Below are 16,608 nucleotides of genomic sequence, written 5' to 3'. Positions count from 1 at the left end.
AAAGGACTCAGTTCTTGATTATAGCTCCCTTATCTGCTGATGATGCAACCTTGGCATAAAGTCTGAGGTATCCTCTGGGAATATCCTTTTCGGGACGTTTCCATGTCTTAAATCTCTCTTTGATTTCTTCTTCGGGAACATGAAGCTCAAGCTTGCCTTCGTTTACATCGATAAGGATTTCATCTCCGTCCTTAACGATAGCAAGAGGACCGCCTTCTGCGGCTTCGGGTGAAATATGTCCTACGAAACATCCGTTATTTGTTCCGGAGAAACGGCCGTCTGTTACAAGCGCACAAGTCTTTGAAAGTCCTGCACCGTACATATATTTCATAGCCTTGAACATTTCTCTCATACCGGGGCCACCCTTAGGTCCTTCGTAACGGATAACAACAACTTCGCCCGGCTGTATAACTCCGCCGAGAATAGCCTCTTCTGCTGCCTCTTCACTATCAAAGCATCTTGCCTTACCAACAAAGTGATGAAGTGAAGGATCAATAGCACCGGGCTTGCTGATAGCTGTATCGGGAGCAAGGTTTCCTTCAAGAACAGCTACGCCGCCTGTTGTGCTGAAGGGTGCGTCAACTGTCTTGATGATTTCGGGATTTTCGGGATATTCAAATTTATATTCTTCAAGGTTTTCCTTGATTGTCTTGCCTGTACATGTGATTGCGCTTGTGTCAAGAATATCGCCGAGTCTTGACATAACTCTGGGGATACCGCCTGCTTTGTAGAAGTCTTCCATATCCCATTTAGCGGCAGGATTAACCTTTGCAATCTGAGGTGTTGTTTTATTGAGTTCCTTGAATTCACGAACAACGTCCATACCAAGCTCTGCTTCGTTGGCAACTGCACTAAGATGAAGAACCGCATTTGTTGAACCGCAGATAGCCATTGTTACTTTGATGGCATTTCTGATGCTTTCCTTTGTTATAATCTTTCTTGCTGTAATTCCTTTGTTTACAAGGTCAACGATTGCTCTTCCTGCCATAAATGAGCTTCTGAGTCTTTCGCCGTAAACTGCCGGAATAAGAGCACTTCCGGGAAGGCTGAGTCCGAGTGCCTCTGAAAGACAGCCCATTGTGTTTGCTGTTCCGAGGAATGCACATGAACCGCATCCGGGACATGCAGTGTTTTCAAGAGCACAATATTCTTCTTTTGTTATTTTGCCTACGCTGTACATACCCTTTGCTTCGTCTGTTGAAGTAAAGTCAGCTTTTCTTCCGTCGAATTCAATACCACCGAGCATAGGTCCGCCCATAACGATTATTGCGGGAATATCAAGTCTTGCGGCAGCCATCATCATACCTGGAACAATCTTATCGCATGATGCAAGAAGAACAACTGCGTCAAGTCTGTGTGCCTGTGCCATTATTTCAACTGAATTACAGATAATTTCTCTTGAAGGAAGTATGTAGTTCATACCGATATGTCCCTGTGCAACACCGTCACAGGCACCGATAACACCGAATTCAACAACAGTACCGCCTGCCGAATAAACACCTTTTTTAACAAACTCACTTACCTGGTTAAGGTTGAAGTGTCCGGGAACCAATGTGTTCCATGTATTTGCAATACCGATAATAGGCTTGTGGTCAAGCTCGTGATCTGTATAGCCCATTGCCTTGAAAAGTGAACGATAGAAAGGTGCATCATCACCGGCCATAATTAAACTGCTTCTTAACTCTGCCATTTTACTCTCTCCTTTTTAAATATGCGTCTTTATTTTTATTCTACATTATAGTATTTCGTTCTGAAAACATTCTGCCACATTGTTCTTTTTATGTCAATGACTTTTTATCAAAATTTCTCTTTTCCTCACTTTGCACAAATCTTGTTTATATTTTTATACAAAATAACCTATTTCAGGCTTCTATTTTCGCCTAATGCCTTGAAATAACGGTATTTTTCATCTATAATCTAATTTATCTTATAAATAAACTATTATGGAAGGAAAAAATTATGGAAAAGGATTTTAGCTCGCTTGGAATTTCCGAAGAACTAATTTCAGCATTAAAAAAACAGGGCGTAACAAAGCCAACCGATGTCCAGCAATCGGCAATCGGCGTAATTCTCGAAAAAAAAGACGCAATAGTGCGTGCAGAAACCGGTTCGGGAAAAACCTTGACATATCTTCTGCCTATATTTATGAACATAGACCTGTCGCTACGTTCGGCACAGTGCATTGTGCTTACACCTACGCATGAGCTTGCGGTACAGGTATATAAACAGGCAGAGCTGCTTGCGGAAAACTCCGGAATGGATATTCGTTCGGCACTCATAATAGGCAACGCCGGCATGGCTCGCCAAATTGAAAAGCTTAAGGAAAAGCCGCAAATAATAATCGGCTCTGCCGGGCGTATTATCGACCTTATCGAAAAAAAGAAAATTCCGGCTCATACAGTAAAAACAATCGTTGTTGACGAGGCAGACAGAATGCTTGACCATATGAATGTGGATATGGTTAAATCCGTTGTAAAAACAACGCTCAAAAACAGCCGTCAGACTGTTTTTCTTTCTGCATCAATGAATGCCGAGGCAGTTGCCGCCGCAAAAGAGATAGCCGTAAACGAGCCCGTTTTCTGTATGGCAGAGGAAAAGCTGCCGGAGCTTATAACTCATTACTATATCGAATGCGAATTAAGGGACAAAATAAACCTCATCAGAAAAATTGTGCGTGGAGAAAAGGCTCCAAAAACAATAGTATTTATCAACAATCCCGAAAATATCGAGGTTACGGTTAAAAAGCTAAACTATCATTCTCTTAAAGCTGTCGGTCTTTACGGCGGCACAAGACGAGATGAGCGCCGAAAAGCAATCAACGACATGATTCACGGAAAGGCAGAGATACTCGTTGCCTCCGACCTTGTTTCAAGAGGTCTTGATATACCGGGCGTTACTCACATAATAAACATGGATATACCCGAAAATTCTACAAGCTATCTGCATCGTGCCGGAAGAACAGGCAGAGGCGGAAAAAGCGGAAAGGTTATCAGCCTTGCCACAAAAGGCGAAATAAGATATATCAACAGACTTAAACGTGAGCTTAAGCTTAATTTTAAAAACGTATATATGCGTGAAGGTGCTCTTGTGCCTGTCAATGCCGATTTTAAGCGTAAAAAAACATATACGCATAAAAATAATGACACTGTTTATACTAAAAAGCAGAAATAAAAACCAATTAACTATTGTATAAATCTTATTTTTAGTATACTATGTCTGTATAACCAATTACATCTATTTGAAAAGGAGATTACTATGAGCGAACATAACTGCGGTTGCGGCTGTGGCCATGATCATGAACATGATGATGATTGCCTTGAACTTGAAACAATGACACTTACACTTGAGGACGACACAGAGCTTGAATGTACTGTTCTCGGAGTATTTGAAGTTGAGGACATCGAAGGAAAAGAATATATTGCACTTCTTCCTCAGGAAGACGAAACAGTTCTTCTCTATGAATACAAAGAGCTTGACAATGACGAAATCGAACTCAACTCTATCGAAGATGATGACGAGTTTGACAAAGTTACAGCTGCTTTTGACGAAATCTTCAACGACGAAGAAGAGTAAGCGCTAAACGCTTAAGTCGAAAACTATATAAGTTTTCGACTTGTTTTAATTAATGCATGAACGGTTCATTCCATCGGATTTTAAAAATAAAATCCTTGAAACTCTCCGTTCTCCTCGACGGGAGTGAATCCCGTCTGCGGATTCCACTCAGAAAACCCTTTGTTTTCCGAACCTTTCCGCTTACAAGTTTAAAGTTTTAACAATCAATCACCTATATTTTATATATAGGTGATTTTTGTATACCTTCCTATGTTTATGTGATAAAATATTGTTAATAAATCCGTGACTGTGTCACAGAAAGCGTTATATTGTCAAATTATAATATAAGCATATTAAACATTAGGAGGTCTTTACTATGGCAAAGGTATCAACTGAAGGTAAAACAACAGAGGAAAAAATGGCAATGGCAGAGGAAATAAGCAAAGGCTATTTCAAACAGGGCTTAAACTGTGCAGAATGTGTATTCCGTACATTCGCCGATATGCACGACATCAACCTTCCCGATGAGGTTATAACACTTGCAACAGGCTTTGGCGGCGGCATGGGCCACACAAAGAATACATGCGGTGCTATCACAGGTGCGGTAATGGCACTCGGAACAGTCAAGGGCAGAAGAAATCCCTTTGAGCATGAAGAAATGAAGGACAGAATTGCACAGCTCCAGAAGGAAATCTATCCTGTATTCGGCGAAATGGTAAACGAAATAAAGGACGAATACGGCACACTTATTTGCAGTGAGCTTTCCGATCCCTTCGGTGACTTTGCCGGAAAAGCAAGAAAGAAAAACTGTATGGAAATGATTGCACACTGTTCAGCAGTTGCAACAAAATATGCAGATAAATAATTACATATCAGTTTTAATATAAAAGGCGAAAACTCGAAAGTTTTCGCCTTAATTTTTAAACAAATTCATTTTTGTACAGCGGAAGGTATTAGGAAACGATGGTCATGACTTTCGCAAACGAAAGTTGCTTCGCAACTGTGCTGTCTTGCACAGTCAATGGTTTTCTAAGTGGAATCCATTCTGTCATGACTTTTGCTTTGAAAAAGCAAAAGTCATGACAAGATTTCGACTTAGTCTTTATGCTCTGTGTTCATCAAACATAAGCTGATATTCATATTCCTCTGGTGTAGGCGCTTTCGCCAATCTTGCCGCAACAGGAATATATTTTGTATTATTTTCCCATCTGTAATTATTTTTCTTAATAATAAGATGACAAATAAATATACCTATCAAACCGCATATAAAGCTGAGTATTTCCCTGTTGAATCCCGGAACTAACTTATAAAGTCCGAAATATCCGAGGAATATACCTAAAAGCAGTCCAAGACAAGGGAAACCGTACATTATAAGCACAGCGGTATAAAAACCGTCATGCTGCATCTCCAGCTCAACCCAGTCCTCTGCCTTTGCTCCACATTTGTTTATAGCCTCAAGTATCATTTCTTTTGAAGAAAACACCATACAAGCTCTGCACTTTGCACAGGCCTCCGTTCTCATAAGCTTAACAACAACCTTGCCGTCCGGCTTAACCTGTGTTACCTGACCTTTTTCTGCCATGATACAAGCCTCCAATCTTCATAAAATTCTGTATACATACCTATACAGCATTAATATATTATAGGCTCTGTATCGGCAAAATTCAAGGATTTTAAAATTTTCCTGCACTAATTTTTTTCATAGTGTATATTCTGTCAAATATTATCTTTATCAAAGCCGTAACCGGCACAGCAAATACCATTCCCCATATACCGAACAATCTTCCGAATACAGTCAGTGCCAGTATAACAAGCACAGGATGCAGTTTAACTCTTTTACCGACGATTTTGGGAACTATAACCGCACTGTCAAGCTGCTGTAACAAAATAATAACAACGGCGGCATACAAAGCCTTTGCGGCATTTCCGCTTATCAGTGCCACACTTACAGCAAGAACAAAGGCGGCAACCGCACCGACATACGGAATTAGGTTTGAAAATCCTGATATAACGCCTATTATAAACGGATAATCAACACCGATAATAAGAAGGCTTATGCTTACAAGTGCCGCCATAACAAAGGCGTCCGTAATCTGTCCGGAAATATATCCCGAAAAAACATTATCAGCCTCATGCAATGAAAACAGTATTTTATCGGCATGCTTAGGCATAAATGCTTTTATTATATCTCTGCATTTTACCACAATACGCTCTTTTTCCATAAGAAGATAAAACGATACTGTAAGTCCAATGAGCAGATCAAGCAGAAATCCTCCTATTGAGGTTATCCGTTCGGAAAAATAAGTGTATACATTATTCAGTCCGTTTTTTATGAAGTACATTATGCTATCAAATATTCCGTCCTCATTCTGTATTATTCCAAGCTCTGCAAGCTTTTCGTTGAACTGCCTTAATGTTCCCGTAAATCCGTATACGGAGTCTTTTATTTTTTGCTCTATAACATTGATATTTGTGTCTCCCAAGCCGTTTACGGCAAGTATAACGGCCGTAACAAGCAATACAAACACAATCAGATACAGCATAGCTGTTCCGGCGATTCGTTTTCTGAATACGCCCTTAAGCTTAAGCTTAAATATTTTGTCACAAAAACCCTGTAGTTTTTCGACCACAGGGTTCATAATATACGAAAATATGACAGCAATAATAAGTGGAGAAAGTACATCGGCAATATATGCAAAAAACTGCTCGATTTTAATTAATGCCGTCGGAGCATTTTTTATAACCAAGGCTATGGCATATATCACGATAAGTGTAACTATAACATGAAAGGATATTTTTATATATTCCTTATCCCATGGAAGCTTCACAAATATACGACCTCCGTTTATATTGATATTTTTATTTTGCCAATCTTTCAACAGTAAACTTAAGATATTTCCACATACGTTCAACGGAAGAAATACTTATCTTTTCGTTGGTTGTATGGACGTCGTGCATTTCGGGTCCAATGGAAATCATATCAAGCTTAGGATTTTTTGCGCCTAACAGACCGCATTCAAGTCCGGCATGAATTGCCTCTATCTTCGGTTTATGTCCAAACATTTCTTTATATGTTTCAACACATATCTCTCTTAATTTGCTGTCCTTTTTGTATTCCCAGCCGGGATATTCGCCTCTAAGTGTAAGCGAACCGCCGATAAGCTCGGAAATCATCTGGAGCTGTTCAAGCACATTGTATTTCTTTGTGGCAACCGAGCTTCTTACCGCACTTGCCATTTCAACAACGTCTTCCTTCGTCTTTACAATGCCGAGATTGTTTGATGTTTCAACAAGTCCTTCTATTTCAAGGCTCATATCAATAACTCCGTAAGGAATGAGATTAAGTGCATATATAAGCTTGTTAGCCGTTTCAACAGTCATTACCTTGTCGGAAGAATCAGCTTTTCTTACTGCCGATACTCTGATTGCTTTTTCACTTACGACAAATTCCTTATTGAATATTTCCTCGAACTGCAAGCATAAGTCCTCAAGCTCTTCCATATCCTCAACCGGAAGATAAATTACCGCAGTGCATTCTCTAGTTATAGCATTGTCCATTAATCCGCCGTTTATACACTCAATGCGGTAATAAAATGTCTTTGCAATCTGTCTTAAAACTCTGCCCATTAATTTATTGGCGTTGGCTCTCTGGAGATTTATGTCACTTCCCGAATGTCCACCGATAAGGCCGCTTATCTTTATTTCAACAGGAACAAATTCCTTTGGAGTATCCTCTTTCACAATCGGAAGATTTATTGTTGCCTTTGCACCACCACAGCAGCTTACAATAAATATACCTTCCTCCTCTGAGTCAAGATTTATAAGTCTTGTGCCTTTCAGCTTAGAGGCATCAAATTTCTTCGCACCGTTCATTCCTACCTCTTCATCTGTTGTGAAAAGAAGCTCTATTTCCGGATGCTTTATTTCATTATCTTCAATAAGAGCCAGTCCCATGGCAACAGCTATTCCGTCATCTCCGCCGAGCGTTGTTCTGTCGGCTGTCAGATAATCTCCGTCTATAATCAGCTTTAACGGATCTGTTTTAAAATCATGCTGAACATCTTTATTTTTTTCGCAAACCATGTCAAGATGTCCCTGTATTATAATGCCTTCCGCACCTTCACAGCCTTCCGATGCCGGCTTTCTTATAAGTATATTGTTGGCTTCGTCCTGTTCACAGAACAGATTTAATTCTTCGGCAACGGATTTGCAGTAATCGCTGACTGCCTTTTCGTTTCCACTGCCTCTCGGTATAGAAGAAAGCTTTTCAAAATAATAAAACACTCTTTCCGGTTTTAAGCCTGAAGTAATCATAAAAACGCCTCCAAATAAGTATAAGCATGAAACAATTCATGCTTATACTTTATAATCATATTATACTTTTAAATTCTTAATATATTCAAAGTAAATTAGTTCTTAAAGCTGTGGATAGGTGCAGGAATTCTTCCGCCTCTTGCAATAAATTTCTCGCATGAGAACTTATTTACAGGCATAATGGGAGCATATCCGAGAAGTCCGCCGAATTCAACGCTTTCGCCAACACCTTTTCCTATTACGGGAATAATTCTTACGGCTGTTGTCTTGTTGTTTACCATACCGATTGCCGCCTCATCAGCTATAATGCCTGAAATAGTTGATGCAGGTGTATCTCCGGGAATAGCAATCATGTCAAGACCTACCGAACATACGCAAGTCATAGCTTCAAGCTTTTCAAGTGTAAGAGCACCCTTTTCCGTTGCCTCAATCATACCATGGTCTTCACTAACCGGAATGAATGCACCGCTTAAACCTCCAACATATGATGAAGCCATTACGCCGCCTTTTTTAACATTGTCATTAAGCATAGCAAGTGCTGCTGTTGTTCCGGGAGCTCCGGCCTCTTCAAGTCCCATCTCCTGGAATATTTCAGCGATAGAGTCGCCGATTGCCGGTGTAGGTGCAAGAGAAAGGTCGATAATTCCGAAAGGAACATCAAGACGTCTTGATGCCTCCTGTGCAACAAGCTGTCCGGCTCTTGTTATCTTGAATGCTGTTCTCTTTACTGTTTCGCAAAGTGTTTCAAAATCTTCGCCACGAACCTGTTCAAGTGCTCTCTTAACAACACCGGGGCCGCTGACGCCGACATTGATAACACAGTCTTTTTCTCCTACGCCGTGGAATGCACCTGCCATAAACGGGTTATCTTCAACAGCGTTGCAGAATACAACAAGCTTTGCACAGCCGATACAGCTTCTGTCCTTTGTACGTTCTGCCGCATCAAGTATTATTTCACCCATTCTTTTAACGGCATTCATATTTATACCGTTTCTTGAAGTACCTACGTTTACAGATGAACATACCATATCGGTAACCGCAAGTGCCTCAGGAATTGAATTGATGAGTATTTCATCTCCGGGAGTACAGCCCTTGTGTATAAGTGCTGAGAATCCTCCGATAAAGTTTACGCCTACCTCTTTTGCCGCTCTGTCCAGTGTTTCGGCAACAGATACATATGAATCTGCCTTACAGCCGGCTGCTGCAATGGATATAGGTGTAACAGAAATTCTCTTGTTTACAACAGGAATGCCATACTGTCTTGCAATGTCCTCACCTGTTTTAACAAGATTTTCAGCCTTTTTTGTTATTTTATCATAAATTTTCTGATTGAACTTAGTCAAATCACTATCGGCACAATCCATAAGGCTGATACCCATAGTAATTGTTCTTACGTCGAGATTAGATTCTTTAATCATCTTATTTGTCTCGACAATTTCCATTCTTGAAAGCATTATTAAAGTCCTCCTTAAATACGGTGCATTGTGTTGAAGATGTCCTCATGCTGCATTTTGATAACAACGCCGATTTCTTCACCAAGCTTTTCAAGACCGTCTGCTATTTCAGCAAAATGATCCATTGTATCGTTAACCTCAATAATCATAAGCATGTTAAAATACCCTTGAATAATAGTCTGTGAGATATCAAGAATATTGATTTCTCTATCCGCAAGATAAGTACATACCTTAGCGATAATACCAACTTTATCAGTACCTAAAACAGTGATTATAGCTTTCATAATAGTCCTCCGTATAAATTATTTATATTGTCTGATTTTAACACAACAATCTAAAAAATTCTACTTTTTTCTTAAATTAATAGAAATTGTATTACAAATAATGCAGTAAGCAGATACGTTCCCAATCTTACCTGTTTCCATTTTCCGCTGAAAACACTGATGGCTGTGTGTGTAACAAGGCCAAGTGCAATACCATTTACAAGACTGTATGTAAACGGAATAAACGCCATGGTGAAGAATGCCGGAAGTGCCTCCTCAACATCCTTGAAGTTAACCTCCTTTACGACCGCCATCATAAACACACCTGTTATTATAAGCGTTGTGGCAGTTGCCGCAGAAGGAATAACCGACGCAAACGGTGCAATGAATATGGCAAGAATGAATAATACCGAAGTAACAACGCCCGAGAAGCCTGTTCTTCCGCCTTCAACAGCCATAGCTGTACTTTCAATATATGTCGATACAGTTGTAATACCCATTGTTGAACCGATTACAGTTGCGATGGCATCAGCCTCAAATGTTTTCTTTATTTTATCGCTTGTTTCATCATGGTGAACTTTGTGGTCAAGAATGTGGTCCGTTGCGATAACAGTACCCATTGTTTCAAATACGTCCATAACACAGAGTGTTGCAATAATAATTATTGTTGTTATAACTCCGCTGACAAGGCCGTAATCGCCATGGTGCGTAAACAAACCGCCGAAGTCCATCTTAAACGCCGTAGGTAAAATTGCACCGAAGTTATATTTGAAAAGATTAATTTCGCCATGATGAAATAATCCAAGCGGAATTGCAGCTATTATTACAATGATCTTACCTATAAGAATAGCTCCGTGGATATGCTTATAATGAAGAACGGCAATGAGAATAAGACCTGCAATACAAAGTATTGTACTCATAGTATTATAATCGTTAAAACCGGCAAATTCAACAAATTTTACTAAATGGTGACTATCCGCAACAACCATATGGCATTTCTGCATTCCCATGAACGCAATGAACAAACCTATGCCGGCAGTAACCGCATATTTTATATTGTGCGGTATAGCTTTTCGTATTCTGTGCTCAATGCCAAGAACAGAAAAAATAAAGAATACAATTCCACTTATAAATACAGCCGCAAGTGCCTCCTCATATGAATAACCGAGCTGTCCGCATACCGTATATGTAATAAATGTTGCTACCGCAAGGCTCGGACCCTGTGCAAAGGGAATCTTTGCCCTAAATGCTGTTATAAGTGTACCGATTGCCGCAGCTATACAAGCCGCAATAGTTAAAGAAACGAGCATTTCATCAGCCATAAGTCCATTATGCAGTATAAAGCTGCCAATCAATTCGCCTGTTTCGTCAAATGCCTCCGGAAACGCACCCATAAGTGTATTCGGAACAAGGAAAAGCAGATATACCATTGTAAAAAATGCAGTCAGACCCGAAAAAATTTCAGTCTGTAATGATGAATTATTTTCTTTGATTTTAAAATACTTTTCGATTGCTGTTTTCATTTTACATCTCCTTTATTATGAATTGCATAAAAAAATAGCGGCATTAAACATCATCAATTTTTATTATGTGAATACCGTTATCCATAAATATTTTTTAGTGTATTTATTATACCAAAAACATAGGTAATGCACAATTCACACAATTATACAAAAAACAGACAAAAAAACAGCGAATGCAAAGCATTCGCTGTTCAATAAGTACAATTTTATTATTCTGCCTTAGGCTCTTCTGCTTTAGTAGCCTCTGTTGCAGGTGCTTCAGCCTTAGGAGCCTCTGCTGCAGGTGCTGCAGGAGCAGCAGGTGTTGCAGGCTTAGGAGCTTCGACTCTGTAACCTGTGATAACCTTCTTAGGACATTTGTTTGCACACATACCGCAGTTTTTACACTTGTCATAATCAATAACAGCAATGTTGTCGATTACATGGATAGCGTCAAACTTACATGTCTTTTCGCAGATCTTACATCCGATACATCCGGCTGAACATACAGACATAACTGCTTTACCCATATCTTTTGAAGAACACTGTACTTTAACTTTCTTCTTCTTGGATACGATTTCAATAATGTGTTTAGGACATGTAGCAACACATTTACCACATGAAACACAAACTTCGGGATCTACAACAGCAACGCCGTTTTCGATCTTGATAGCGCCGAAAGGACAAGCCTTAACACAGCTGCCAAGACCCATACATCCGTAAGCACATGACTTAGATGTTGAACCTACAAGCTGAGAAGCCATAACACAGTCGTCGATTCCGTCGTATTCATAATTATTTTTAGCCTTGTCACAAGTACCACCACATTTAACGAATGCTACTGTAGGCTCTTTTTCTTCTGCAACTACACCCATAACAGCAGCGATTGCATTAGCAGCGCTGGGGCCACCAACTGCACAAGCGTTAACAGGTGCCTTGCCTTCAACGATAGCTGTTGCAAGACCGCCACAGCCAGGGTAACCGCAACCAACACAGTTTGCACCGGGGAGGCATTCAAGAACCTGACCTACTCTTGGATCTTCGTCAACAGCAAATATTTTGCTGGCATAACCAAGGATTGCACCAAAAACGATACCTAATCCTCCAATGCTGCAAATAGCAAAGATAATAGCCTGTGTATCCATTTTTTTGTCACTCCTCCGTTATTATAATCCCATTGCTTTAACGACCGTTGAAACATTGATAAGTCCCTGGAAACCTAAGAAAGCAATAGACATAAGTCCTGCTGTGATAAGTGCAAAGGGGAAACCTTCGAATGCCTTAGGATGATCGTTCTCTTCAACTCTTTCACGAATACCTGCCATAAGGATAATCGCAACTGCGAAACCAACAGCACCGCCGAAACCGTTAAGTGCAGAAAGAAGGAAACCATATCCGGCCTGCATATTTGAAACGGCAACACCGAGAACCGCACAGTTTGTTGTGATAAGTGGAAGATAAACACCAAGTGATGAATAAAGTGCAGGTGAACTCTTCTTAATGAACATCTCAACGAACTGAACAAGAGCTGCGATTACAAGGATAAACGCAATGTTGTAAAGATAAGAAATGTTAAGTTTTACAAGAATAAAGCTATAAATAAAATAAGTAGCAATAGAAGCAAGCGTCATAACGAATATAACGGCTACACCCATTCCGGCAGCAGTCTCAACCTTTTTAGAAACACCAAGGAAGGGGCAGATACCTAAGAACTGTGATAATATGTAGTTGTTTACAAACACAGCTGCTAAAATAAACAGTAAGTAATTCATTCTTTTCCCTCCTTATGCCGCAGCCTCATTAGCTGCCTTTTTTTCTTTCATTTTATTTATAATTCTCTTGAATATAGCCATAAGTGCACCATATGTAAAGAAAGCACCGGGAGCCATAATCATAACGAGTGTTTTAGGGAAAGCTTCGGGAAGTACAGTTGCTCCGAAGAGTGTACCTGCTCCGAGGAATTCACGCACAAGGCCGATAATGCAAAGTGCGATTGTGAAACCAAGACCGTTACCGATACCATCGCAAAGTGATGTAATAGGACCATTCTTTGATGCAAATGCTTCGGCACGACCAAGAATGATACAGTTAACAACGATAAGCGGAATATAAAGACCAAGCGATTCGTTAAGTTCAGGAAGGAATGCTGTAAGCAAAAGCTGTACTATTGTAACGAAGCTGGCGATAACTACGATAAAGCACGGGATACGTACTGTATCGGGAATTATTTTTCTTAATAATGAAATAAATAAGTTTGAGCAAATAAGTACGACCATTGTTGAAAGTCCCATACCTATACCGTTTATAGCACTTGTTGTAACAGCAAGTGTAGGACAAGTACCGATAACCTGGATAAATGTAGGGTTTTCATCAATTATACCGTTTTTAATTGCGCTTAATGCTTTACTCATCAGTTAGCACCTCCCACATTTTCTGCTGCCCAACCGCAAGCAGCTGTTACACCGAGTGATACTGCTCTTGATGTAATTGTTGAGCTTGTGATGGCCTGAACCTGTCCGCCGTCCTTCTGAACTGTAACAGGGGCAGTCATACCGATAAACTGTTCCTGGAACCAATCTTCTTTAGCTCTGGCACCAAGTCCGGGTGATTCTGAAAGACTGAGGATTGAAATACCTGTTACAACACCCTCTGTGTCAACACCAACCATAAGGTCGATAGTTCCGCCGAAACCGCTGGGAAGTACTTCAACAACATATCCGATTATTTCACCTGAAGCATCAACAGCTAAGTTTGCTGAAGCAACAGCTGTGCCTTCATAGTTTGCATCTGCATCAATATCAATAGCTTCAAAAGAATCTGCATCGGGTGCAACCTTTTTCATACCTTCTGTAGCTGTCTTTTCAGCCTGAACTCTGATAGGTTCTCTTGTTACCGATTCAACAACTCCAAGTAAACCGGCACAAACAATACAAATTATACCTAAAATAACCATAGGTCTTACAATCTGTTTCATTTCGCCTTCACCTCCCCGAAAATTCTAGGTCTTGTAACTCTGTCAATAAGAGGAACTGCAAGGTTCATGATAAGGATTGAGTATGATACACCTTCGGGATATCCGCCGTAAACACGGATAAGTGATGTAAGAACACCACAGCCGATAGCAAAGATAACCTGACCTTTGGCTGAGATAGGTGATGTAACATAGTCTGTTGCCATGAAGATAGCACCAAGCATAAGACCGCCGCAGAAGATTTCATATACACCGCCGAGGAAGCCATTGCCTCTCATAAGTGATGTAAGAATGAATACAACTACGATGTAAACAACGGGAATTCTCCAGCTGATTACGTGTTTAACAAGAAGATAGATACCGCCGATGATAAGTGCAATTGCACATGTTTCACCGATTGTACCACCAACATTACCTATAAGTGCATTTTTGATTGCATCAGCGTTTACAATTGCTGTGCCAGCTTTAAGCTCTGCAAGAGGTGTTGCATATGTAGCAGCATCTGTAACCATTCTGCCTGTTGCAAAAGCTGCACCTGTTGTCTGTGTAGGATAAGCTGCAACAAGGAAAGCACGTCCGATAAGGGCAGGGTTGATAAAGTTCTGTCCAAGACCGCCATAGAACTGCTTTGCGATAACGATAGCAATGAATGAACCTACAACAGGTACCCACCATGAAGCTGTTGCAGGTAAGTTGAGTGCAAGAAGAAGACCTGTAAGTATAGCTGAAAAGTCAGATATTGTAACCGGCTTCTTAAGAATTTTTTCATATCCCCATTCGAAAACAACTGAAGATACAATAGAAACAATGATAAGCATTAAAGCTTTAATTCCAAAGTAGTATATACCCATTACCGATGCCGGTATAAGAGCTATAACAACATCACGCATGATGCTCTGAATTGACTCTTTTGAACGGACATGAGGGGTACCTGATACTATGATTGAACTACTCATTTGATTTAATCCCCCTTATTATTTTTTCTCAGCTGCTGCCCTTGCGGCTGCTGCAGCTGCTGCTCTTCTTCCGCCTTCAATCTTCTTCATAGCTCTGATTGACTGGGCAAGCTGTCTCTTTGCAGGACACTCGAATGAACATGAACCGCATTCGATACAGTCCATACCATGGTTGTTGCCGAACTCTTCAGCAAGTCCTTTAATAGCAAGTCTGTTAAGCTCGAAGGGCATAAGACCCATTGGACAGTGCTCTACGCACTTACCGCAACGGATACATCCTCTTTCGGGAGGAATATAAGCTTCTTCTTTAGTAAAGCAAAGAAGACCTGAAGTTGTTTTAACAGAAGCAACATCAAGAGTATACATTGAAGGACCCATCATAGGACCGCCGGCAATGAATTTAGCAGGCTCAACTGAGAAGCCGCCGATTGCTTCCATAAGATCAGAAATCTTCATACCGATCTTGATCTGATAGTTTCCGGGGTTCTTTGCAGCACCGCCTGAAACTGTGATAACTCTGTCCATAAGAGGTTTGCTCTCATAGATAGCATCACCGATAGCCATAACTGTAGCTACGTTATCTACAATACATCCAACGTCAGCGGGAAGTGACGGAGGAGTAGTTGAAGGTACTTCTCTCTTTGTGATTGAGTAGATGAGCTGTTTCTCAGCACCCTGAGGATACTTCATAAGAAGCTCCGCAACTTCGATGTTGGGAATATCCTTAACGAGCTCGCTCATTACCTTGATAGCTTCGGGCTTGTTGTTCTCGATACCGATAACACCCTTAGCATTGGGATGAAGTTTGAGCATGATCTTAAGACCTCTGATGATCTTTTCGGGCTGCTCAAGCATTACACGATAGTCGCATGTAAGATAAGGCTCACATTCGGCTGCATTAATAATAATGTAGTCGATCTTTTTGTCCGGCGGAGGAGCAAGTTTGATATGTGTCGGGAATCCGGCACCACCGAGACCTACAACTCCGGCAGCCTTGATTGCTGCACAGATTTCTGTGTTGGACATGTTTTCATAATCCAGTTTTGTTCCGATACCGTCTGCCATTTCAAATTTACCGTCATTTTCAATAACGATAGATTTTACTGTTGCACCGCCAGGTACAAGCATAGGACGAATATCCTTTACTGTTCCCGAAACGCTTGAGAAAATCGGTGATGACATGAATGCACCAGTTTCAGCGATTTTCTGTCCTGCCTTTACATAGTCGCCAACTGCAACGATGGGCTCACAGGGAGCACCGATGTGCTGGGACATAGGATAAAACATTTCGGCATTTTCTTTTGGAAGAATCACTTCGATGGCTTTGTCTGCTGAATAGCGTTTGCAGTCATCGGGGTGAACTCCACGTTTGAACGTTAAAGCTTGCATATTATCCCCCTCTGTTCTAGGAATTTTTTTGCACATTACGTGCAAGAACTTGGTATTTTTTATGAAAAATATAATTGCATAAAAATTAACAGTACTATTTTAATACAAAAACGTCTACTTCTCAACATTAAATCTTCAAAATTATTAAAATAATCTTAAAATCAGTAAATATTATTAATCGTTAAAGCTAATATTCTTTTTTTTCGT

General features: G+C 40.3%; 15 protein-coding genes and 1 pseudogene. 3 read left to right on the top strand and 13 right to left on the bottom strand.

Features of this window, described 5'->3' with window-relative positions; genetic code table 11:
- Window positions 1–7 precede the first annotated feature (7 nt).
- Complete coding sequence (gene ilvD, locus KQI66_RS06655; RefSeq protein ID WP_216427940.1) at window positions 8–1,690, bottom strand: dihydroxy-acid dehydratase; 1,683 nt, start codon at window positions 1,688–1,690, stop codon at window positions 8–10.
- Between the two features lie 269 nt (window positions 1,691–1,959).
- Here ilvD and KQI66_RS06650 point away from each other — a divergent pair, with 269 nt between their 5' ends.
- From KQI66_RS06650 to KQI66_RS06640, 3 genes are all read left to right on the top strand, one after another.
- The gene (locus KQI66_RS06650; protein ID WP_216427937.1) at window positions 1,960–3,171 is read left to right on the top strand and encodes a DEAD/DEAH box helicase; all 1,212 of its coding nucleotides are present in this window, start codon (window positions 1,960–1,962) and stop codon (window positions 3,169–3,171) included.
- 84 nt (window positions 3,172–3,255) lie between these two features.
- On the top strand, window positions 3,256–3,573 hold the full coding sequence (locus tag KQI66_RS06645) for a DUF1292 domain-containing protein (protein ID WP_216427935.1): 318 nt from the start codon (window positions 3,256–3,258) through the stop codon (window positions 3,571–3,573).
- A 355-nt stretch (window positions 3,574–3,928) separates the two neighbouring features.
- A complete protein-coding gene (locus KQI66_RS06640; protein ID WP_216427933.1) occupies window positions 3,929–4,417 on the top strand; it encodes a C-GCAxxG-C-C family protein in 489 nt (162 codons plus the stop codon).
- Window positions 4,418–4,654: 237 nt separating this feature from the next.
- Here the strand turns inward: KQI66_RS06640 and KQI66_RS06635 are convergent, their stop codons facing one another.
- The 12 genes and pseudogenes from KQI66_RS06635 to rsxC all read right to left on the bottom strand — a co-directional run bounded on the left by KQI66_RS06635 (window position 4,655) and on the right by rsxC (window position 16,401).
- A complete protein-coding gene (locus KQI66_RS06635; RefSeq protein ID WP_216427931.1) occupies window positions 4,655–5,134 on the bottom strand; it encodes a SoxR reducing system RseC family protein in 480 nt (159 codons plus the stop codon).
- Window positions 5,135–5,225: 91 nt separating this feature from the next.
- Window positions 5,226–6,380 (bottom strand): AI-2E family transporter, encoded by a 1,155-nt coding sequence (locus KQI66_RS06630; RefSeq protein ID WP_216427929.1) that lies wholly within the window; start codon window positions 6,378–6,380, stop codon window positions 5,226–5,228.
- A 31-nt stretch (window positions 6,381–6,411) separates the two neighbouring features.
- Window positions 6,412–7,866, bottom strand: a complete 1,455-nt coding sequence (locus KQI66_RS06625) for an aminoacyl-histidine dipeptidase (RefSeq protein WP_216427926.1) — start codon at window positions 7,864–7,866, stop codon at window positions 6,412–6,414.
- Between the two features lie 95 nt (window positions 7,867–7,961).
- Window positions 7,962–9,320, bottom strand: coding sequence for a PFL family protein (locus tag KQI66_RS06620; protein WP_216427925.1), 1,359 nt, complete (start codon window positions 9,318–9,320; stop codon window positions 7,962–7,964).
- Window positions 9,321–9,334: 14 nt separating this feature from the next.
- Window positions 9,335–9,607, bottom strand: a complete 273-nt coding sequence (locus KQI66_RS06615) for an ACT domain-containing protein (protein ID WP_216428745.1) — start codon at window positions 9,605–9,607, stop codon at window positions 9,335–9,337.
- Window positions 9,608–9,675: 68 nt separating this feature from the next.
- Entirely contained in the window at window positions 9,676–11,106 is a 1,431-nt protein-coding gene (locus tag KQI66_RS06610; protein ID WP_216427922.1) for an NCS2 family permease, read from the bottom strand.
- A 338-nt stretch (window positions 11,107–11,444) separates the two neighbouring features.
- Window positions 11,445–12,230: pseudogene (locus KQI66_RS06605) on the bottom strand (RnfABCDGE type electron transport complex subunit B); the annotation flags it as partial.
- 21 nt (window positions 12,231–12,251) lie between these two features.
- Window positions 12,252–12,857 (bottom strand): electron transport complex subunit RsxA, encoded by a 606-nt coding sequence (rsxA, locus tag KQI66_RS06600; protein ID WP_216427919.1) that lies wholly within the window; start codon window positions 12,855–12,857, stop codon window positions 12,252–12,254.
- A gap of 12 nt (window positions 12,858–12,869) precedes the next feature.
- A complete protein-coding gene (rsxE, locus tag KQI66_RS06595) occupies window positions 12,870–13,496 on the bottom strand; it encodes an electron transport complex subunit RsxE (RefSeq protein WP_216427917.1) in 627 nt (208 codons plus the stop codon).
- Entirely contained in the window at window positions 13,496–14,059 is a 564-nt protein-coding gene (locus KQI66_RS06590; RefSeq protein ID WP_216427915.1) for an RnfABCDGE type electron transport complex subunit G, read from the bottom strand. Before KQI66_RS06590 ends, rsxE begins: the two co-directional genes overlap by 1 nt.
- Window positions 14,056–15,012, bottom strand: a complete 957-nt coding sequence (locus KQI66_RS06585) for an RnfABCDGE type electron transport complex subunit D (protein WP_216427913.1) — start codon at window positions 15,010–15,012, stop codon at window positions 14,056–14,058. Before KQI66_RS06585 ends, KQI66_RS06590 begins: the two co-directional genes overlap by 4 nt.
- Before the next feature lie 18 nt (window positions 15,013–15,030).
- Complete coding sequence (gene rsxC / locus KQI66_RS06580; protein ID WP_216427910.1) at window positions 15,031–16,401, bottom strand: electron transport complex subunit RsxC; 1,371 nt, start codon at window positions 16,399–16,401, stop codon at window positions 15,031–15,033.
- Window positions 16,402–16,608: the final 207 nt, after the last annotated feature.

This window comes from Anaerotignum sp. MSJ-24 (genome assembly GCF_018918145.1).
In the GTDB taxonomy this organism is placed as follows: Bacteria; Bacillota; Clostridia; order Lachnospirales; family Anaerotignaceae; genus Metalachnospira.
The sequence above is the reverse complement of the archived record's forward strand: the minus strand, read 5'-3'. Positions and strand labels throughout refer to the sequence as shown.